Source organism: Fertoeibacter niger (assembly GCF_009380135.2).
GTDB classification, from domain to species: domain Bacteria; phylum Pseudomonadota; class Alphaproteobacteria; order Rhodobacterales; family Rhodobacteraceae; genus Fertoeibacter; species Fertoeibacter niger.
Map to the genome: position 1 here is coordinate 47977 of NZ_WHUT02000007.1, position 20193 is coordinate 68169.

General features: G+C 63.6%; 17 protein-coding genes and 1 tRNA gene. 8 read left to right on the plus strand and 10 right to left on the minus strand.

The genetic code is table 11. From position 1 onward, the window contains the following. Positions 1-143: 143 nt before the first annotated feature. The 6 genes from gltB to GEU84_RS12535 form a co-directional block, all read right to left on the minus strand. Positions 144-4682, minus strand: a complete 4539-nt coding sequence (gltB, locus tag GEU84_RS12510; RefSeq protein ID WP_152826566.1) for a glutamate synthase large subunit — start codon at positions 4680-4682, stop codon at positions 144-146. Continuing rightward, on the minus strand, positions 4679-5266 hold the full coding sequence (locus tag GEU84_RS12515; RefSeq protein ID WP_152826568.1) for a DUF3916 domain-containing protein: 588 nt from the start codon (positions 5264-5266) through the stop codon (positions 4679-4681). The genes gltB and GEU84_RS12515 overlap by 4 nt, the downstream gene beginning before the upstream one ends. A gap of 3 nt (positions 5267-5269) precedes the next feature. Beyond that, positions 5270-6010 carry a hypothetical protein gene (locus GEU84_RS12520; protein ID WP_152826569.1) on the minus strand — a complete coding sequence of 247 codons (741 nt, stop codon included), beginning with the start codon at positions 6008-6010 and terminating at the stop codon, positions 5270-5272. A 101-nt stretch (positions 6011-6111) separates the two neighbouring features. Further along, positions 6112-7548, minus strand: coding sequence for an NAD(P)-dependent oxidoreductase (locus GEU84_RS12525; protein WP_152826571.1), 1437 nt, complete (start codon positions 7546-7548; stop codon positions 6112-6114). Between the two features lie 161 nt (positions 7549-7709). Then, positions 7710-8513 (minus strand): undecaprenyl-diphosphate phosphatase, encoded by an 804-nt coding sequence (locus GEU84_RS12530; protein ID WP_152826573.1) that lies wholly within the window; start codon positions 8511-8513, stop codon positions 7710-7712. A 15-nt stretch (positions 8514-8528) separates the two neighbouring features. Beyond that, complete coding sequence (locus tag GEU84_RS12535) at positions 8529-9515, minus strand: complex I NDUFA9 subunit family protein (RefSeq protein WP_152826575.1); 987 nt, start codon at positions 9513-9515, stop codon at positions 8529-8531. A gap of 178 nt (positions 9516-9693) precedes the next feature. Between GEU84_RS12535 and GEU84_RS12540 the strand changes: the two genes are divergently transcribed. The 8 genes from GEU84_RS12540 (at position 9694) to GEU84_RS12575 (ending at position 14745) form a co-directional block, all read left to right on the plus strand. Continuing rightward, a tRNA-Leu gene (locus GEU84_RS12540) sits at positions 9694-9778 on the plus strand. Positions 9779-9955: 177 nt separating this feature from the next. After that, complete coding sequence (locus tag GEU84_RS12545; RefSeq protein WP_174539843.1) at positions 9956-10570, plus strand: ribonuclease D; 615 nt, start codon at positions 9956-9958, stop codon at positions 10568-10570. After that, positions 10551-11531 carry a KpsF/GutQ family sugar-phosphate isomerase gene (locus tag GEU84_RS12550; RefSeq protein ID WP_152826576.1) on the plus strand — a complete coding sequence of 327 codons (981 nt, stop codon included), beginning with the start codon at positions 10551-10553 and terminating at the stop codon, positions 11529-11531. The genes GEU84_RS12545 and GEU84_RS12550 overlap by 20 nt, the downstream gene beginning before the upstream one ends. Continuing rightward, the gene (gene lptC / locus GEU84_RS12555) at positions 11528-12136 is read left to right on the plus strand and encodes an LPS export ABC transporter periplasmic protein LptC (RefSeq protein ID WP_152826578.1); all 609 of its coding nucleotides are present in this window, start codon (positions 11528-11530) and stop codon (positions 12134-12136) included. The genes GEU84_RS12550 and lptC overlap by 4 nt, the downstream gene beginning before the upstream one ends. Before the next feature lie 21 nt (positions 12137-12157). Beyond that, positions 12158-12676 carry an LptA/OstA family protein gene (locus GEU84_RS12560; RefSeq protein ID WP_152826580.1) on the plus strand — a complete coding sequence of 173 codons (519 nt, stop codon included), beginning with the start codon at positions 12158-12160 and terminating at the stop codon, positions 12674-12676. Beyond that, positions 12673-13428 carry an LPS export ABC transporter ATP-binding protein gene (gene lptB, locus GEU84_RS12565; protein WP_152826582.1) on the plus strand — a complete coding sequence of 252 codons (756 nt, stop codon included), beginning with the start codon at positions 12673-12675 and terminating at the stop codon, positions 13426-13428. The genes GEU84_RS12560 and lptB overlap by 4 nt, the downstream gene beginning before the upstream one ends. A gap of 246 nt (positions 13429-13674) precedes the next feature. Beyond that, positions 13675-14250, plus strand: coding sequence for a ribosome hibernation-promoting factor, HPF/YfiA family (hpf, locus tag GEU84_RS12570; protein WP_152826584.1), 576 nt, complete (start codon positions 13675-13677; stop codon positions 14248-14250). A 30-nt stretch (positions 14251-14280) separates the two neighbouring features. Then, on the plus strand, positions 14281-14745 hold the full coding sequence (locus tag GEU84_RS12575; RefSeq protein ID WP_152826586.1) for a PTS sugar transporter subunit IIA: 465 nt from the start codon (positions 14281-14283) through the stop codon (positions 14743-14745). Between the two features lie 41 nt (positions 14746-14786). On the opposite strand, the gene GEU84_RS12580 is transcribed toward GEU84_RS12575, so the two are convergent. Genes GEU84_RS12580 through GEU84_RS12595 form a run of 4 tightly spaced genes read right to left on the minus strand, consistent with a single transcriptional unit; the run spans position 14787 to position 20191 of the window. Continuing rightward, complete coding sequence (locus tag GEU84_RS12580; RefSeq protein ID WP_152826588.1) at positions 14787-16181, minus strand: nodulation protein NodH; 1395 nt, start codon at positions 16179-16181, stop codon at positions 14787-14789. 3 nt (positions 16182-16184) lie between these two features. Next, a complete protein-coding gene (locus GEU84_RS12585; RefSeq protein ID WP_174539844.1) occupies positions 16185-17882 on the minus strand; it encodes a DUF5927 domain-containing protein in 1698 nt (565 codons plus the stop codon). Between the two features lie 13 nt (positions 17883-17895). Beyond that, positions 17896-18906 (minus strand): glycosyltransferase family 2 protein, encoded by a 1011-nt coding sequence (locus GEU84_RS12590; protein ID WP_174539845.1) that lies wholly within the window; start codon positions 18904-18906, stop codon positions 17896-17898. Positions 18907-18949: 43 nt separating this feature from the next. Further along, positions 18950-20191 carry a glycosyltransferase gene (locus GEU84_RS12595; RefSeq protein ID WP_174539846.1) on the minus strand — a complete coding sequence of 414 codons (1242 nt, stop codon included), beginning with the start codon at positions 20189-20191 and terminating at the stop codon, positions 18950-18952. Positions 20192-20193: the final 2 nt, after the last annotated feature.

Consider the following 20193-nt stretch of genomic DNA (forward strand, 5'->3'; position numbering starts at 1 on the left):
ATGCTAGCACAGCCAAAGCGGTTTGGGTGCGATTCTTCGGCCGGCTTGCGCTGCCCGCGCACACGAAAAACCCCCTGCCGGTGGCAGGGGGTCAAATTCCTTCGCAACATGCCGGGCGGCGGGGCATGGCCCGCCGCCGCCACTCACTCCGCCGGCATCGCCTGCGCCTCGTCGCTTAGCGGATAGGGGATATGCACCAGCATTTCCTTGGGGCAGGCTTGCAGGAAATTCGCCCGCTCCACCGCCCAGTCCTGCAAGATGCGGGCGGCGTGGCGGCTGCCCGTTTCCTTGACATGGCGCTCGATCAGGCCGCGCAGCTGTGCCTCCCAATAGGGATGCGTCACTGCACACGTCACCAGCGATTCCAGGTTCATGAAATCTTCGGCAATCCCCTTGGGGTCGTAAAGATAGGCCATGCCCCCGGTCATCCCGGCGCCAAAGTTGGCCCCGATCCGCCCCAGGATAACCGCCACGCCGCCGGTCATGTATTCGCAACCGTTGGTGCCACAACCTTCCACCACCACCGACGCGCCCGAGTTGCGCACAGCAAACCGCTCACCCGCCCGGCCAGCGGCAAACAGGAACCCGTCGGTCGCGCCATACAGCACGGTATTGCCGATGATCGTGTTTTCATTCGCCGTCAGCGGGCTGGCCATCTGCGGGCGCACCACGATGGTGCCTCCCGACAGGCCCTTGCCCACATAATCGTTGGCATCGCCCATCACCTCGATCTTCAGCCCCTTGGTGGCGAAAGCCCCAAGCGACTGCCCGCAGGAACCCGACAGTTTCACCGTCAGATGGTCGGCCTGCAGGTTGTTGCGCATGCCATATTTCCGCACGATATGCGACGATGCCCGGGTGCCGATGGTGCGGTGCGTGTTGCGCACAGCATAGGACAACTGCATCTTCTCGCCGTCCTCGAAGAACCGCGCGCCATCCTTCACGATCTCCGCATCCAGCGTGTCGGGCACATGGTTGCGGGGTTTGGAGCGGTCATAGGTGATCTTCTGCGCCCCATCGACGGTGATCAGCAGCGGGTTCAGGTCAAGATCATCCAGATTGGCCGCACCACGGCTGACCTGCGTCAACAGATCCGCCCGCCCGATGATTTCGTCCATCGACCGCGCGCCGATGCTGGCCAGCAGTTCCCGCACCTCCTGCGCGTAGAAGGTGATCAGGTTCACCACCTTGTCCGCCGTGCCGGTGAATTTCTGCCGCAGTTCCGGGTTCTGGGTGCAGACACCCACCGGGCAGGTGTTCGACTGGCACTGGCGCACCATGATGCAGCCCATGGCGATCAGCGCTGCGGTGCCGATGCCATATTCCTCGGCCCCCATCATCGCCGCCATCACCACATCGCGGCCCGTGCGCAGCCCCCCATCGGTGCGCAAAGTCACCCGCTCGCGCAGGTTGTTCATCGCCAGCACCTGATGCGCCTCGGTCAGCCCCATTTCCCACGGCAGACCGGCGTATTTGATGGACGTGCCGGGCGACGCCCCGGTGCCGCCATTATGCCCGGAAATCAGGATGATATCGGCCTTGGCCTTGGCCACCCCGGCCGCAATCGTTCCCACACCCGAGGCCGACACCAGCTTTACCGTCACCTTGGCGCGCGGGTTGATCTGCTTCAGGTCGTAGATCAGCTGCGCCAGATCCTCGATGGAATAGATGTCATGGTGCGGCGGTGGCGAAATCAACGTCACGCCCTTGGTCGAATGCCGCAGCCGCGCGATCAGCTCTGTCACCTTCATGCCGGGCAATTGCCCGCCTTCGCCGGGCTTGGCCCCCTGCGCCACCTTGATCTCCAGCTCCTCGCAGGCGTTCAGATATTCCGCCGTCACGCCAAAGCGCCCGGAAGCCACCTGCTTGATCTTGGCGCTCGGGTTGTCACCGTTCGCCTCGGGGTGGAAATGCGCCGGGTCTTCGCCGCCCTCGCCACTGTCAGACTTGGCCCCGATCCGGTTCATCGCCACGTTCAGCGTCTTGTGCGCCTCTGGCCCCAGGGCCCCCAGCGACATGCCAGGCGTCACGAACCGCTTGCGGATCGAGGTGATCGACTCCACCTCCTCGATCGGCACGGGTTTGCCCAAAGCCTTGATGTCCAGCAGATCGCGGATATGGATCGGCGGGTTGGCCCGCATCGCTGCACTGTATTGCTTCCAGATGTCATAGGACGCCCGGTCGCAAGCCGATTGCAGCATATGCATGGTCTGCGCTTCCCATGCGTGTTTCTCGCCCGACCGCCGCGCCTTGTAGAACCCGCCGATGGGCAGCACGTCGCTGCCACCGCGCCAGCCGCGTGCATGCACCTCTTCCAGCTTCTGCTCGATCCCGGAAACGCCGATGCCCGAGATACGGCTGTGCATGCCCGGGAAATACTCGGCCACCATGGCGCGGCTCAGCCCCACGGCCTCAAAGTTCAGCCCACCGCGATACGAGGAAATCACCGAAATCCCCATCTTCGCCATGATCTTCAACAGCCCTGCGTCGATGGCATCGCGGTAGCGGCGCATCGCATCGGTCAGCGAACCATCAATCAACCCCCGCGAAATCCGGTCGGCAATCGAATCCTGCGCCAGATAGGGGTTCACCGTGGTGGCCCCGCAGCCGATCAGCACCGCGAAATAATGCGGGTCGATACATTCGGCAGACCGCACGTTGACCGAACAGAAGGTGCGCAGCCCCTTGCGCGTCAGCCATGAATGCACCGCCGATGTGGCCAGGATCATCGGCATCGGCACCTTGTCAGGCCCCTGATGCTGGTCGGTCAGCACGATATGCCCGGCACCTGACCGCACGGCATCCTCTGCCTCGGCGCGAATACGCTCCAACCCCTGCCGCAGGTCGTCCAGCCCCACCTTGGCCGCAAAGGTGCAGTCGATCAGCGCCACCTGCGCGCCGAATTTCTGCACCATCACGTCAAACTCGGCATTGGCGATGAACGGGCTTTCCAGCAGCAGAATTTCGGCCTGCGACGAGTTTTCGTCCAGCACGTTCTTGAGGTTGCCGAACCGGGTCTTCAGGCTCATCACCCGGCCTTCGCGCAAGGAGTCGATTGGCGGGTTCGTCACCTGGCTGAAGTTCTGGCGGAAGTAATGCGACAGCGGGCGGTAGATGCTGGAAAGCACCGCCGCCGGCGTGTCATCGCCCATCGAGGCGATCATTTCCTTGCCGTCCTCGGCCATCGGGGCCAGAACCTGCTCCAGCTCCTCCACCGTGTATCCCGCCGCAATCTGCCGCTTGCGCAGCTCGGCCCCGCCAAACAGCGGCGCTTCGGGCACGTCTTTCAGAAGCGCGTTCAGATCGACAACCTTTTCGATCCAGTCGCCAAAGGGCTGGGCCGCCGCCAGTTTGTTCTTCAGCGCCGCGTCGTGGTAAAGCTTGCCTTCAACCATATCGACGGCAATCATCTGCCCCGGCCCCAGCGCGCCCTTTTCGCGCACCGTGGTCTCGTCAATCGGCACCATCCCGGCCTCGGAACCCGCAATCAGCATCCCGTCACCGGTCACGACATAGCGCATGGGCCGCAGCCCGTTGCGGTCAAGCCCGCCGCAGACCCAGCGCCCATCGGTCATCGCCAGCGCGGCAGGGCCATCCCACGGCTCCATCACCGCGTTGCAATAGGCATACATATCGGCCCAGGCCTTCGGCATGTCGGTGGTGGTTTTGCTCCACGCCTCGGGCACCATCATCGTCTTGGTCATCGGCGCCGACCGGCCAGACCGCACCATCACCTCGAACACCGCATCCAGCGCACCCGAATCGGATGTGCCCGATGGGATGATCGGCTTGATATCCTCGGCCGCGTCGCCAAAGTTGTTGGATGCCATGCGGATCTCATGGCTTTTCATCCAGTTCACGTTGCCCTTCAACGTGTTGATCTCGCCGTTATGCGCCAGCATGCGGAAGGGCTGGGCCAGCCACCACTGCGGGAAGGTGTTCGTGCTGTAACGCTGGTGATAGATCGCAAAGGCCGATTCAAACCGCTCGTCCATCAGATCGGGGTAGAACACCGCCACCTGTTCGGCCAGCATCATGCCCTTGTAGATGATAGACCGGCACGACAGGGAACACAGATACACACCCTGGATCTGCGCGGCCAGCGCCGCCTTCTCGATCCGGCGGCGGATGATATACAGCTCGCGTTCGAACTGTTCCTCATCAATGCCCTTTTCGTTGCGGATCAGGATCTGTTCGATCTCGGGGCGGGTCGCATTGGCCTTTTCGCCCAGCACCGACACATCCACCGGCACATGCCGCCAGCCATAGATGTAATGGCCCATGCGCAGCACTTCGGATTCCACGATGGTCCGGCAGCGTTCCTGCGCGCCAAAATCCGTGCGCGGCAGGAACACCTGGCCCACGGCGATCAGCTTGTTCATGTCGGGCTCGTGCCCGGTGCGGCGCACCTGATCGTAGAAGAACTTCACCGGAATCTGCACATGGATGCCCGCGCCGTCGCCGGTCTTGCCATCGGCATCCACCGCGCCCCGGTGCCAGATCGCCTTCAGCGCGTTGATGCCGTTTTCCACCACCTTGCGCATCGGCTTGCCCGAGATGGACACCACCAGCCCCACCCCGCAAGAGGATTTCTCGTCATCGGCCTTGTAAAGACCATTGGCGTCCAGCCAGGCGCGCTTGGCTTCTTCGGCTGCAACCCAGGCTGCATCATAAGTGGTCATCCCAATATCCCCTCTGACGTGGCTGTTTCCATCACGACCCATTCTTCGCGCACGAAGGTCAGGCCGCTGTCGCTGTGGTGTTCCCGCAGCTGTGTTCCGTGTGCGGCAAAGCCGGTCGGCAGCGCCGTGCCCGTCCTTGCCAGCAAATCCTCATCCGGCGCGCTGGCCTCGACCCAGCCACCGTCCCATGTGGTGCGGCTGGGCAGCCGGTGCGTCGCGCGGTGTTCGGGCGAAAACCCCTTGGCCTGCGCGGCATCGAAAAACACGCAGATTTCTGACCCCCAGAGTTCCGGCCAGTCGATCAGCGCCGCCACCCGTGCGCGGCAACCCCCCGGGCGGTTGCCTGCCACAGCCGCCGCCGTGCCCACCAGCCGCCCCACCACCGCCGCGCGGAATGCAGCCGATCCGTGGCGCGTGCCGTAAGCCTTGGCAAAACCCGGCAGCTTCACCTGCGCGAAATCGCCATCCCACAGCGCCCGGTCGGGAAACCAGCCCGCCATCCCGTCCATCGCCGCATGAAACGCCCGTTCCTGCCGCGCCCGGCCCCGCAGTTTTTTCGCCGGTCTCAGGTCAAACCGCCGCATCGCTCAGCCCCCTGACAAGGCATGCAGCCGCTGGCGCAACCCCACCGGCACCACGGCCGGCGGCAGCGCCGACATCAGCGCATCGCATTCAAACAGCGGCTCGGTCGCCATATAGCCCGGCTCGCCCGGAAAGATGAACTGCACCGGGCTGCCATCCACCGGCACATAATTGCCCTCACCCGAGCCATCCCATTGCGACGGCCCGGCAAAGAACAACCGCCAATCGGGGTGGATGTATTCATTGCCCTTCGCCCGGCGCAGCACCGTGCCGCCGATGCTGGTCTCGGTGAAATCAAACTCGGTCTGCAACAGGCGTATCCCGTCAATCACCACCGTCTTGCCGGTCAGCCGGTCATAGCCCGTGACCTTGCTGCGCTCGCCGTTGTCCTTTGACAGGCCAAAGGCGAAACTGTCGGCCCCCGCCAGCAGCTCGGTAAACGAGGCCGGGTCTTCGGGGTTGGCATCCAGCGTCTGCTTCACCGTGGGAAACATGTCATAGCTTTCGACCCACTGGGTCTCAACATCGATCCGGCTGACAAAATAAATGCCCTCGGCATCGAAATCGGCCCGCCACTGATCGCCCGGCGCATCCGCCTCGCAGCGGTAATGGTTCGACACCCGGCAGCCCCGCGCCTGCACGGTCATGAACCCGGTGCAGCCCTCGGGCGGGGTGAAGGTCTGGGCGGGTGCGGCCAAAGCCGAGCCCACCACCAGAACCGCTGCCAAGATCATTGCCTTTGCCATCGCCACCACTCCCGCCGAAAAAAGGTCAGCTATACCGCCCTTTATTTCCTGCACACCGCATGAATGCCCCGTGCATCGGATGTGCACGGGTTTCACATGCCTTATTCTGCCGCCACCGCCGCCGGTTGCGCCAGATAGTCGATGATCGCCTCGGCGGCCTCGCGCCCGTCACGGATCGCCCAGACCACCAGTGACGCGCCGCGCACGATGTCGCCCGCCGCATAGACGCCCGGCAGGTTGGTGGCATGGCTGCGAAAATCGGCCTTCACCGTGCCCCAGCGCGTCACGCCCAGTTCGGGCACCTGCCACAGCACCGGCAGCGCCTCGGGTTCAAACCCCAGCGCCATCACCACCAGTTCGGCGGGCTCCACATAATCGGCACCTTCGATGATTTCCGGCATCTGGCGGCCCGTCGCATCGGGGTCGCCCAGCCGCATCTTCTGCACGATCACGCCTTCCACACCCTCGCCGCCGGTAAAGCCGCGCGGGGCGGAAAGCCACACGAATTCAACGCCTTCTTCCTCGGCGTTCTGGGTTTCGCGCTGGCTGCCCGGCATGTTGGCCCGGTCGCGGCGGTAAAGGCACTTCACGCTGACGGCCCCTTGCCGGATCGCCGTGCGCACGCAGTCCATCGCCGTGTCGCCGCCGCCGATCACCACCACCCGCTTGCCCGCCGCGTTCAGATCGCCATTGTCGAACGCCGCCACATCATCGCCAAAGCTTTTGCGGTTGCTGGCGGTCAGATAATCCAGCGCCTGCACGATGCCTTTCGCGCCCACGCCCGGGGCGGCAATGTCGCGCGCCTTGTAGACGCCGGTGGCAATCAGCACCGCATCATGGCGTCCGCGGATGGCGTCAAAGCTCAGATCCACGCCCACGTTGCAATTCATCACGAACTGCACGCCCGCCTGTTCCAACTGCTCAACCCGTTGCATGACAACGGGTTTTTCCAGTTTGAAGCCCGGGATGCCATAGGTCATCAGCCCGCCCGCGCGGTCGTAGCGGTCGTAAACCGTCACCTGCACGCCCTTGCGCCGCAGAAAGTCCGCCGCCGCCAGCCCACCCGGGCCAGCCCCGATGATGCCCACCGTTTCCGTGCGTTCGGCATGCGGGCGGATCGGCTGGACCCAGCCGTTTTCCCATGCCGTATCAGTGATATACTTTTCCACCGACCCGATGGTCACGGTGCCATGGCCCGATTGTTCGATCACGCAATTGCCTTCGCACAGCCGGTCCTGCGGGCAGATGCGTCCGCAGATCTCGGGGAAGGTGTTGGTGGCCTGGCTCAGCTCATAGGCCTCTTGCAGCCGCCCTTCGGCGGTCAGGCGCAGCCAGTCGGGGATGTTGTTGTGCAGCGGGCAATGGGTCTGGCAATAGGGCACGCCGCACTGGCTGCACCGCCCCGCCTGCTCCGCCGCCTTTTGGGCTGCGAACTCCCGGTAGATCTCATGGAAATCCTGCGCCCGCAGATTGGGGGGGCGTTTTTCCGGCATCTCGCGCTCGGTGGTCACGAACTGGAGCATGCGTTGCTTGGCCATGGCTGCGCGTCCCTTGAACTGCTGCGGGTGACGCCTTGATACTGCGGGTGTTTTTCAATGAAAAGTCAGCAATGCTGACCTAATAACCGGATTTTTCACAGTTAGGTCAAAAATACTGCCTGATTTTTACGAATTTAGGTCAGCAGAAGTTACCTATTGCCTCAAAACCCCAGCAAAAGCGCCACCAAGGCAACGCTTCCGACAATGATTCGCCACCAGCCGAACAGCGCGTAACCATGCTGCGACACATAGCCCAGCAGCCAGCGCACCACAAAGACCGCCACCACAAAGGCGGTGACAAAGCCGATGGCGATCTCGGTCAATGCCGAAGAATCCAGCACATCGCGGTTTTTGTAGAGATCATAGGCAAAGGCCCCCGCCATGGTGGGCATGCTCAGGAAGAACGAAAACTCCGCCGCCGCACGCTTGCCCGCGCCCAACATCATCGCCCCCACGATGGTCGCCCCCGAACGTGACACCCCCGGCACCATCGCAAGGCACTGGATGAACCCGATCTTCACCGCCACCCCCAGCGGCAGCGCCATGGCATCCTCATACTGCGGCGGCGGGGTGATGCGGTGCAACACCAGCAGCACGATGCCACCCAGAATCAGCATCACCGCAATCAGGATGGGCGTTTCAAACAGCACGGTCTTGATGATGTCATGCGCCAGAACGCCGATCACCACCGCAGGCAGAAACGCCAGCAGAACCGAGATGATGAACCGCCGCGCCGCCGGGTCATGCGGGGCGGCGCGAAACACGGCAAACAGCCTTGCAGCATAAACCGACAGCACCGCCAGCACGGCGCCAAGCTGGATCACCACCTCGAACGTCTTGCCCGCGCTTTCAAACCCGATGAAATGCCCCGCCAGCAGGATGTGCCCGGTGGAGGATACCGGAATGAACTCTGTCAGGCCTTCCAGCGCGCCAAGAAACAGCGCGGCCAGCGTGTTATCCGCCATGAAGGGCCCTTTCCGTCAGGTCTTGCGCAGGTTCTTGGCCGAATCCTTGATCGCGGCATATTGCCCCGACGGGCGGTAACGCCACAGGTATTCCGGCAGCACGGCACCCATCGCCGTGGGCACAAGCCCCAGATCGGCAAAGGTTTTCGCCCCATCCGCCACGACATTGTCTCGGGCCAGATTGCGCACCTGATCGCGCGTCAGCATGCGGTTGGTAATCAGGCCCAGCGTCAGCGTCTGCACCATGTCGAACCCGAAGCCCATCAGCCGTGCCGCGAAGAACGGAATGTTCAGCACCAGCCTGCGCCGCTGAATCACCGCCAGCATCTGCGCCATCAGATCGCGGAACGTCGCCACATCCGGGCCGCCAAGCTCATACACCCCCGGCGCAGCCTGACCCAAAACCCCCAGAACCGCCGCCTGCGCCACGTCATCGACATAGACCGGCTGGAATTTCGTGCCCGCCCCTACCACCGGCAGAATCGGCCCAAGGCGCGACATCGCGGCGAAACGGTTGAAAAACTGGTCCTCGGCGCCGAAGATCACCGATGGCCGCAGGATAACGGCAGCCGGAAACGCTTCCAGCACCGCCGCCTCGCCCGCCGCCTTGGTGCGAGAATAAAGGCTGGGCGAGGCGGCATCCGCCCCAAGCGCCGACACATGCACCATGTGGGCAACCCCGTGCTCAGCCGCAAGCCGCGCAATCCGCCCCGCACCTTCGGCCTGCGTGGCGGCAAAGCCGTTCTTGCCCACCTCGCACAGCACACCCACGCAGTTCACCACCGCATCGGCCCCGCGCATCACGCCCAGCACCGAGGCATCGTCGCGGATGTTGCAGAACACAGGCTCCACCTGACCGACATAACCATAGGGTTTCACGAACAGCGCGTCATTGGGGTGCCGCACCGCCACCCGCACGCGCCAGCCCTCTTTCGCCATGCGGCGCGCGATATAGCGCCCGACAAAGCCCGAACCGCCGTAGATCGTGACAAGTTTGCTCATCTGCCGTACCCTGCCGCTGCTGGTTGCCTGCCGTTTGCATAACTTTCCGGGGCCTTGCGAACAAGCGGCAATCACGGGGCCGGGCCCGGCAGAGGCGCGGCAAATCAACGTGACGAATTTTCATGACACCCCGTTGACAGTCCCTGCGGCCCTCTTTAAATCCCCGCTCACGACATCTGCCCAGGTGGCGGAATTGGTAGACGCGCACGGTTCAGGTCCGTGTGCCGCAAGGTGTGAAGGTTCGAGTCCTTTCCTGGGCACCATCATCCCGAAAGGGGGAAATGGTCGTAAGGCACTGAAAATCCTGAAATCAAAGGGTCGCCCTCGGGCGGCCCTTTGCCATTCGGGCCCGCCCCTGTTGACCCCCCGGGGGCCGCCTTATATTGCTGCCAGCAGCATCCCGCGCCCGGCCCGGCCCCTTTGCCCGTTGAAAGCACCCCGTGACAATCCATTTCCACCTGAATGACCTGCCCGACGGGCTGACCCTTGGCCCCGTTGTGGCCATCGACACCGAAACCATGGGGCTGGACCCCCGGCGTGACCGGCTGTGCGTGGTGCAATTGTCGTCGGGTGACGGGCATGCACATCTGGTGCAGATCGCCAAGGGCCAGAAATCTGCGCCCAATCTGGAACGGATGCTGGCCGATCCCCATACGCTGAAACTGTTCCATTACGGCCGGTTCGACATTGCGGCGCTGCACAATGCCTTTGGCGTGGTCACGGCGCCGGTGTGGTGCACCAAGATCGCCAGCCGGATGATCCGCACCTTTACCGACCGGCACGGCCTGAAATACCTGTTGCTGGAGCTGGTGGGCGTGGATGTGTCGAAACAGCAGCAGACATCCGATTGGGGCGCCGAAACCCTGACCGATGCGCAGAAGGACTATGCCGCGTCGGATGTGCTGTATCTGCACAAGCTGATGGCGGAATTGCAGGCCCGGCTGATCCGCGAGGGGCGCATGGAACTGGCGCAGGCCTGTTTCGATTTCCTGCCCACCCGCGCGCAGCTTGACCTGATGGGCTGGGATGAACCCAATGACATCTTCCACCACTGACTTGCCCCATTCCGTTTTCTTGGCCACCGCCCGCCGTGTCATCGCGCGCGAGGCCGAGGCGCTGGCGCTGCTGGGGGCCGGTCTGGGCGACAGTTTCGGGCAGGCGGTGGAAACCATCATGCAGGCCCGGGGCCGAGTGATCGTGTCGGGCATGGGCAAATCGGGCCATGTCGGGCGCAAGATCGCCGCCACCTTTGCCTCCACCGGCACACCCGCGCAATTCGTGCATCCGGCCGAGGCCAGCCATGGCGACCTGGGCATGGTGATGCGGGGCGATGTGGTTCTGGTGCTGTCCAATTCCGGCGAGACACCGGAACTGGCCGATATCATCGCCCATACCCGCCGCTTTGACATTCCGCTGATCGCCGTGGCCAGTCGTGCGGAAAGCACGCTGATGCGGCAGGCCGATGTGGCGCTGCTGCTGCCCGCCGCCCCCGAGGCCTGCGATACCGGCATCGTGCCCACGTCATCCACCACGATGACGCTGGCGCTGGGCGATGCGCTGGCCATAGCGCTGATGGAGCACCGGCAGTTCACGCCCGACCAGTTCCGCATCTTTCACCCCGGCGGCAAGCTGGGGGCCAAGCTGGCGCTGGTGCGTGACCTGATGCACCGCGACTTGCCGCTGTTGCCCAGTGGCAGCATGATGAGCGAAGCCTTGCTGACGATGAGCCGACAGGGCTTTGGCGTGGTTGGCGTGACGGGTGCGGACGCCCAGTTGATAGGTGTGATCACCGACGGCGACTTGCGCAGGCATATGGAAGGGCTCTTGTCACTGACTGCCGATCAGGTGATGACGCGTGCGCCCCGCACCATCGGGCCTGATGCGCTTGCGGAAAAGGCTGTGGCGGTGATGAACGCGAAAAAGATCACTTCGCTGTTCGTGGTGGACCCTGCGGGCAGCGGCAACGCGGTGGGGCTGATCCACATCCATGACTGCCTGCGCGCCGGGGTGGCATGACCGCGCATGACAACCTGCATTCGAAGCTGGTGGCTTGGCTGAAGGTCATCCTGCCGGTGGCGGCGCTGGCGCTGCTGTCAACGCTGTTCCTGGTGTCGCGCACCATCGACCCGTCGGATGCTATTCCCTATGCCGAGGTGGATATCGAGGAACGCATCCGCGAGCCGCGCATGACCAGCCCCACCTATGCCGGGGTCACAACCGATGGCGCATCCGTCACCGTCGCGGCGGATGAGGCCCGCCCCGCCCCCGAAGGCAGCGATACCGCCAGCGCCACCCGCCTGCGCGCGCAGATTGCCACGCCCGATGGCGGGCAGGCCGACCTTCTGGCAGACAGCGGCAGTCTGGACGCCCGCGAGGGGTTGCTGACGCTGATGGGCGCGGTGGAAATCACCACTTCGACCGGCTACCGCATCACCACCGATCAGGTGACATCGGCGCTGGAACGCACCGATGTGCAGACGGCAGGCCCCATCAGCGCGACCACACCGATGGGTGATCTGACGGCGGGGCGGATGACGCTGGGCGAAGACACGGCATCCAGCGGCAGCTACCTTCTTCTGTTCCAAGATCGCGTGAAGCTGATATACCGGCCAGCGAATTGACCCGCTGAATTGAGGCAAGGCATGTCGCACCCTTTATTGTCGCTCGTTCTGGCCTGCACGCTGGCTGCGGCCCCCCTAGCGGCGCGCGCGCAGGGGGCCACCGTGGCCTTTGGCGGGTTGCAACAGGACACATCCTTGCCCGTGGAAATCCAGGCAGACCAACTGGCGGTGAATCAGGCCGATGGAAGTGCTACCTTTACCGGCAATGTGCTGGTGGGGCAGGGCGAGATGCGGCTGTCGGCGGGCGAGGTGCGGGTGGAGTACGGGCCCGAGGGCGGGTCGATCGAGCGGCTGCATGCCTCGGGCGGTGTTACCCTTGCCAACAAGGCCGAGGCCGCCGAATCGGTCGAGGCGGTCTATACCATCGCCTCCGGTCAGGTGGTGATGACCGGCGACGTGCTGCTGACCCAAGGGCAAAGCGCGCTGTCGGGGCAAAAGCTGGTGATTGACCTGAAGGCCGGCACCGGCGTGATGGAGGGCCGGGTGCAGACCGTGTTCCAGCCGGGCGGATCGGTCGGCGGCGGGGCCGGTTCGGAATGACGCCACCCCTGACCGTCACACAGGGCGACGCCGGGCTGCATATCCGCAACCTGCGCAAAAGCTACAAGAAACGCCTGGTTATCCGCGATGTGACCATGCATCTGAACCGGGGCGAGGTTGTGGCCCTGCTGGGCCCGAACGGGTCTGGCAAGACCACCTGTTTTTATTCCATCGCCGGGTTGGTCACGCCCGAGGGCGGGCAAGTGTTGATCGACGGGCGCGATGTGACGGCGCTGCCAATGTATCGCCGCGCACGGATGGGCATCGGCTATCTGCCGCAAGAGGTTTCCATCTTTCGCGGCCTGTCGGTCGAAGACAACATCCTGGCGGTGCTGGAGATCGTGATTGCCGACCGCCACAAGCGGCGTGAGCGGCTGGAAGAATTGCTGGGCGAGTTTTCGATCACCCACCTGCGCCGCGCGCCCGCACTGGCGCTTTCAGGCGGCGAGCGGCGGCGGGTGGAGATTGCCCGCTGTCTGGCCGCCGATCCGAAGTATCTGTTGCTGGACGAACCTTTTGCCGGGGTGGACCCGATCGCGGTTGGCGAGATCCGCCATCTGGTGCAGGATCTGAAAAGCCGCGGCATCGGCGTGCTGATCACCGACCACAACGTGCGCGAAACGCTGGAGATCGTGGACCGCGCCTATATCCTGCATGACGGCACCGTGCTGATGAGCGGCACGACAGATGAGGTGGTGCGCGACGAAACCGTGCGGCGCGTCTATTTGGGCCAGAACTTTCGCATCAGCTAGGCCGCTTCGGGCCAGTGACTGCCGATCCGTAACAGTTGCATGACGAAGCTGTTGACAAGGGCTGCCCTCCTGCCGCCAAATACCCGTGATGCGTGCGAAACCCACCCTTGTTGAAGCACCCGATGCGGCAGGCACCCTGCCCCGCCGCGGCCCGGTTTCGCCGAAAACGCACCCCGAAGTGACGAAGCGGCGGGCCGCCCTGCACTCCGCAGGGCATCGTCTTGCCGTGCATTAGAAGGAGGGATCATGCGATACCAGATCAGCGGAAGACAGATTGACATCGGCGAGGCACTTCAGACCCATGTGAAGGCCGAACTGGGCGAGGTGGTGGAAAAATATGCCCAACGCCCGACCGAGGCCGTCATCGTGTTTTCGCGTGTCGCGCATGAACATGTCTGCGAGGCGACCATTCACCTTTCCACCGGGCTGAACGCGCAGGCCAAGGGCCATGCCCATGAAATCTATGCGGCTTTTGAATCTTGCCGCGAGAAGATGGACAAGCAGCTGCGCCGCTACAAGCGCCGGCTGCGCGATCATCACCGTGACCGCACGGCACCTGTTGAGTTCGACGGCGGTTCCTCCTATATCCTCGCCGCATCCGAGGAACCCGAGGATGTCGAACCCGATACGCTGACGCCGATGATCATCGCCGAGATGGAGACGAAAGTTCCCTCCATCACCGTGGGCGAAGCGGTCATGCAGCTGGAGCTGGCCGGGCAACGCATGCTGGTGTTCCGCAATGAAGGACATGGCGGAGTGAATGTCGTATACCGTCGGGATGACGGGAATATCGGCTGGATCGACCCGCGCAACAGCAAGTAACGCGCCACAGCGCAGGACAGACATCGGCCTATGGAACTTTCAAAACTACTGATGCCGGAGGCCGTTCGGGTTCTGGGCCATCTGACCAGCAAGAAGCGCCTCTTCCAGGATCTGGGAGAGGTGGCCGCCGCCGCCTACGGCCTGAACGCCGCCGTTGCGGTGGATGGCATGCAGGAACGCGAAAGCCTTGGGCCGACCGGCGTGGGCCATGGCATCGCGCTGCCCCATGCAAGACTGGAAGATTTGTCGAAAATCATCGGCGTTTTCCTGCGGCTGGAAAAACCGCTGGATTATGATTCTGTGGATCGTCAGCCGGTGGATCTGATCTTTGCCCTGTTCGCGCCCAAGGATTCGGGCGTGGATCACCTCAAGGCACTTGCGCTGGTGTCGCGCACCATGCGCGACCCGGCGATCTGCGCCAAACTGCGCGCCAACACCGATCCGGCCAAACTGCACGCGATCCTGACAGAAGCCCGCGCACCGCAGGCCGCCTGAGCGGCATCGGGGGCGGCCGGCGGGCCGCTTTTTGTCTGCCCTCAGCGCCAGCCCGTGAAACCAAAGCCGATGTAATCGCGCTGATAGGCCTCGCGCGCGGCGTCTTCGATTTCGGCATCCCAGATGGTCGCCAGCGCATGCGGTGCCGTTTCGGGCACGGGGGGCAGCGGCGGGCAGGCGGTGCCGGTATCCGCAGCCAGATAGGCCAGCCCCTCGGCCAGACGATCCTCGCGCAGCACCAGATCGGGGCCGTGGAATTGCGCAAAGCCCTGCAACACCGCCGACTGGCTGGCAAAATGCGGATCCACGCGCAGGCCGGTCTGGCCCGACAGGTTCAGCTTCAGAAACCGCAGAAAGCCAAGGAAAGCCGTGCGATGGGCTGCGGCATCCTGTTTGTGCCCCTTGCCCGGCGGCGGCAGGTCGATCTTGTAGACCCGCTGCAATGTGCCCCTGATCTCGGCCAGCGCGCCGGTCAGGATCTGGCTGCAAAACGCGGCATGGGCGCGGGCGACAGGGTGGCGCAACACGGTGAAACTGCGGTGGCCGGGATGCGCGCGTTTCCACTGGCGCAGGGTTTTCTGCGCGAACCCGCCCTGCACTTCGCCAATACCCGCCAGCCAGGCCTGCACGGCAGCCTCGGGTCCGCCGCGCACCGGCATGTAGACCAGATCGCCCGCCGCCAGAAAGCCGGGAATGGCCGCTGACCGGCGGGGTTCGAAATTCGGGGTGCGCGCCAGGTTGAAACGGTCAAGCCGGGCCAGCGCCGCCGTCATGTCCTCGGCGTTTTCCACCTTGTCGGTGATTTCCTCGGGGTTCTGTTTTTTCAGCGTGTCATCCGGGGCGGCAAGTGCTGCATCCACCCCCAGAAACTGCGCCAGGCCGTTCAGCACGGCCACATCCTGAATATCATCATAGTCGATGTAGAACGCGGTTTGCCCAGTCACCTGCAAGCCGTGCATCAACAGCACCTGAAATTCCTGCAGGGCGGCCAGATGCGCCTCGAATTCGTCTGCATCAAACCGGGCGCGGGCAGTTTTCAGGCGTTTCGCCTGTGTCAGTTTCCACTGGCCGGTTGCCTGCGCGATCTTCCAGCTGACATAGCTTTCCACCGGGTTGCGCGTCAGGATGATCTTCGCGCAGCCGGGATCTTGCAGCACCGCCGCCAGAACGCGCGGGTCGTGGTCATGGAAAAACCGAAAGCCCGCCAACCCGTCAGTTTCCGCGCGCAACCTTGCCACCAGCGCCAGAGGGTCCGCCGCGCGCGCGGCCATGTCGATGCCGAACAGCGCCATCTGGTCTTTCTTGCCGATGAAATGCGGGTTGAACACCTCACCATGGCACCGCACGCCCGGCAAGGCGTTCAGATTGGCCTCAAGAAAGTTGGAACCCGTCCGCATCTCCGCGAACATCACAAAACTTTGGAACTTCTGCGCCAAGGATCATTTCACCAGATAGGGCCGACCGCGCCGGTTGGCCGAGGGTTTCGGGTCGTCGCCGGTCGGGAAATCGCCCATCAGCACGGGTTGCATGCCCTGATTGCGCAGGTTCTGCAAAAACTGTCCAAAGCCGGTCAGATCAGCCATGCGCGGTGCCTCGGTCAGGCGGCGCAGGGCTCGGGGGCTTATCTCGTCCACGATGACTTGCAGCGGCTCCATCGGGTTTTCCACAAAATCGGCCAGCGTCCAGACGCGCACCCGCGCCTTGACCCAGGGGCTGCGGAGCAGGTTCAGATGCTCTGCCTCGATTTTTTGCAGGCGCGCCGCCTCTTTGCGGATTTCACCGAAATTTCGGTTGGAATGGAACAACGGCACGGCCCAGGCCCCGGAAATCACGGAAATCTGGGCATTGGGGTCCGAGGCCAGAAACGAACCCACCTTTTGCACATCCGCCGGGCCGAATTGAAAGCACTGGCGTTCGCCACGGGTGTTCCAGACCAGATTGACCAGAAAGCTTTTGGGATTGTAGTCGCGCATCGGCGGTGAATCCGGCATGGCCCCGTTATACACCGTCTCGCCCCCGGCGTAATGCACCCGGTCGGTTGCAAAAAGGTGGCCATGCACCCGGGTGCCCGCCACCTTGCCCAGCCAGGGTTCGAAATTGTCGAACAGATCGGCAAAGCCCCAGAACACCGAATAGGGCGCGGCTGTCTTGCCATTTTCCCAATTGTCGTTGGGAAAGCGGCTTTGCATGTAAAGCCCGGGCCGCCCCTTGGTGCGCCGTTCCACCGCCTTGGAAAACAGCCGGTCGATCTTGCCGGGGTTCGGTTCTGCGCGGGTCTGGGTGGCAGCATCGGGTGACAGGAAACTGCGGTAGAGTTTGCCCGCATGCGGCCAGATCTTGCGGGCCACAAAACAATCGGACCGGCGCAGCAATTGCAGGTGGTCATCGTAAAAGATATGCGGCTTGCCCTGAAAATCGAATTTCGACAGCGTCAGCGGCCGGCTTTCGACATTCGAGGAATAAAGCCGCACAAGCGTCTGGAAATAGCTTTCATCCGGGATCCAGACCTTTTTGAAATAGGTGTCATAGGTCTCACGCTCCGGGTCTTCCAGAATCGCGCTCAGCGTCTGGCGGGTCAGGCACCACCACTGGCTGCCCAGATGCGGCTCCAGCCCCGCCGGGATGCGGCGCTTGAACCGCAGCAGGCGTTGCAACCGCACATAGCCGTCAAACAGCCGCCGCTGCCTGCGCCATGAAAACGGGAACCGCAGGGTGAAACGCTCGATGTTCAGGCCACCGATGGTCCAGCCCACATCTTCGGTCGTGACCGATTCAATGAAATCAGTGCGCGGGCGTTCGGCCAGATAGGCCACCAACTCCTCCACCGGGCGCAGCGGCAGGCAGGAGCCCGAGGCCAGATACACATGCCGCACCTGGGGGAAATCACGCAGCATGATGGTGGCTGCCGATTGCGTGGCCCCCACAATGCCCCAAGTGCCCCATTCGCAGGCGTGCCGGTCGGCAAAACGCACATCGGCCACATCAGACAGATCGCGCACCAGTTTGTTGTAGGGGCGTTTGCGCACGCGCCGGTCCACATGGATGACCACGGGGCAGCCGTTTTCGGCCCAGTGCCGCGCCACCTGCGCCGCACGGTCCAGCGCGGTGTGGCACAGCATGACAAAGCCGACGCTCACCCCCTGCCCCCTTTCACGCCCAGTTGCCTTTGGACATCAGCCCCAAAATCTCCAGTTGCCGCCAGTTGATGTATTTCTCGCTCCACTTGCACCACAAGTCGGGATGATCGTTCAACGCGGCCTTGTAGGCCCTGTATTCATGGCTATTGGCGTAATGCTGCCTGCGCTGCATTTCCTCCTCGGCCTTGACCGCAAATGTATCCAGAAATTTGGCATGCAGAAGGCAGCCTGACGCTTTTTCTCCGCCCCATTCATCATAAACCAGATTAAGCCCGCGCGGCAGAAGGTTGTGGGTGGAGCTGACATAGGCGTAATCACGGTGCCATTTCACCAGCGGTATCTTGTTCAGCGCAGGCGCGCGTTCCGGCGCATCGGCAAAAAATGCGCGGGCGCGCGGGCCGCCCTGAATCCACAGGTTGCCGTATTTGCGGTTGCGGCTGATCATATAGTTTCCGCTGTCGAACCAATTGGCGATCTCGAACGGGTCTTGCCCCTCGCGGTAGGGCTGCGCGCCGATCGGCCCTTTGGGATACATGTCTAGCAGCATGGCGGAAAAGGATTTGATCGAGGACGCATCAAGCCAGTCGGTCAAGGCCCGCAGGGGCCGCGTATCGCAGAATGGATAGACGAAGAATTCGTCAGGATCGACGACCAGAATCCAGTGTTTGTGCGCATAGCGGATTTGCAGCCAGTTCAGCCAATCCACCCCGAAACGCGCGCGTTTATAGCTGTGCGCGCTGTGCCACAGCGACACATCCGGCTGTTCGGCCAGATATTCGCGCGACCCGTCGGTGCTGTCATTGTCCACGATCAGGAAATGGTTGACGCCCATGTCACGGTAGTAGCGCAGGAAATACGGCAGACGCACCCGTTCGTTGCGCAGGGTGGAAAACACCAGAATGTCATCTGGCTTTATCTTGTCGGTGCGGGCACTGACCGCGCGCAATTCGCGGCGTTTGCGGAAGGCGCGGATACGCCAGCGTTTGCGGGCCAGACGCAGGCTGTATGTCGAAAGCAATCCCACCCGTCAGCGTCCCCATGGGCCTAGACCCGTTCGGCCAGCGCTATCAGACAAGGTTTAAGACCCGGTTGAAGTGGTCTTCCCATCGCGGAACGGCACGAGATGCGCGCCTGTTCCGGTCTGCCCTGCCCTGCTGCCCCCAGTTGTTTATTGTTTCCAGCCAAGAATAACTGTCAGCGGGGTCAAGGTAAACCGGGTAGTCGCCCAATGTTTCGCGGGTCACGGCCAGCGGGGCGGCGATGACCGGCACGCCCAGTGCCGCGGCCTCGACCGGGGGCAGGCCGTAACCTTCGGCCAGGCTGGGAAACAGCAGCGCCTCGGCCCCCTGCACCAGCGCCGCCACCACGCCATCGGGCAGGCCCGGCAGTTCGCGCACCGGGCTGCCGGGGGGCAGGGCATCCAGCCTGCCGAACACATCTTCATTCGCCCAGCCACGCCCGCCGATGATGAAAAGCTGTGGCACGGCTGCGGGCGCATCGGCCTGCATGCCGTCCCAAACATCCAGCAAAAGTGCATGGTTCTTGCGCGGCTCGATGGTGCCAAGGGTAACGAAATAGGGTCGCGCCAGATCAAGCCCGGGTGGAATCGCCGCTGCATCGGGTTGCGGCACCGGCACCCCCAGCGCTGCCACCACGCCGGGCGGCACCCGGCCCATGCGGGCAAAATGCGCCTCAGCCCGCGTGCGGGCATCAGCGGTGCTGTAGATCACCAGATCGGCATGGGTCGCCACCGCCGCCATCTTGCGCGCGAATACCTGCGAAATGCCGGGGCGGGTGAACTGCGGGTAATCCAGCGGAATGGCATCATGCACCAGCACCGCCACGCGCAGACCTGCCGCCCTGATCGCCGCCAGCGACCGCGCCGACAGATTGGCATGGCCCACATTCACATAGCTGGAACCCGGCGGCAGATGCCGCCGCAGCATCCGCGCCAGCAAGGGCCGTGGGCAGCGCGCAATGGCCAGCCTGCGCGCCGTGGCCTCGGCCCGCGCGCGCAAGGTATCACCGCGCCAGAACATCCGCGACAGCAGGTCGGGCGGGCCAAGCCTGACATCCGCCGTGGCCAGACGGGCGATCATGCGCGCGCCGTCCCTGTCCAGCAGCACATGACCCACGGCGCTGCGCACCAAAGCAAACAGCGGCGTTTCCGCCGCTGCCAGATGGGTCAGATAGGCCAGTTCCACGCGGTCAACCCCGGTCAGCGCACCGCGCCCCAGACGCGACACCAACCGCGTCAAGTCGATCAGCCGCGAAGCCGGGGCAAGCCGCGCCGAACAGGGCGTAACCACGA

Excerpts from the sequence above, each read along its gene's own strand:
- GEU84_RS12525 (WP_152826571.1), bottom strand. The coding sequence starts at position 7,548 with ATGGCCAAGCAACGCATGCTCCAGTTCGTGACCACCGAGCGCGAGATG.
- GEU84_RS12550 (WP_152826576.1), top strand. The coding sequence starts at position 10,551 with ATGACATCTTCCACCACTGACTTGCCCCATTCCGTTTTCTTGGCCACC.
- hpf (WP_152826584.1), top strand. The coding sequence starts at position 13,675 with ATGCGATACCAGATCAGCGGAAGACAGATTGACATCGGCGAGGCACTT.
- GEU84_RS12560 (WP_152826580.1), top strand. The coding sequence starts at position 12,158 with ATGTCGCACCCTTTATTGTCGCTCGTTCTGGCCTGCACGCTGGCTGCG.
- GEU84_RS12515 (WP_152826568.1), bottom strand. The coding sequence starts at position 5,266 with ATGCGGCGGTTTGACCTGAGACCGGCGAAAAAACTGCGGGGCCGGGCG.
- lptC (WP_152826578.1), top strand. The coding sequence starts at position 11,528 with ATGACCGCGCATGACAACCTGCATTCGAAGCTGGTGGCTTGGCTGAAG.
- GEU84_RS12575 (WP_152826586.1), top strand. The coding sequence starts at position 14,281 with ATGGAACTTTCAAAACTACTGATGCCGGAGGCCGTTCGGGTTCTGGGC.
- lptB (WP_152826582.1), top strand. The coding sequence starts at position 12,673 with ATGACGCCACCCCTGACCGTCACACAGGGCGACGCCGGGCTGCATATC.
- GEU84_RS12535 (WP_152826575.1), bottom strand. The coding sequence starts at position 9,515 with ATGAGCAAACTTGTCACGATCTACGGCGGTTCGGGCTTTGTCGGGCGC.
- GEU84_RS12520 (WP_152826569.1), bottom strand. The coding sequence starts at position 6,010 with ATGGCAAAGGCAATGATCTTGGCAGCGGTTCTGGTGGTGGGCTCGGCT.
- gltB (WP_152826566.1), bottom strand. The coding sequence starts at position 4,682 with ATGACCACTTATGATGCAGCCTGGGTTGCAGCCGAAGAAGCCAAGCGC.
- GEU84_RS12530 (WP_152826573.1), bottom strand. The coding sequence starts at position 8,513 with ATGGCGGATAACACGCTGGCCGCGCTGTTTCTTGGCGCGCTGGAAGGC.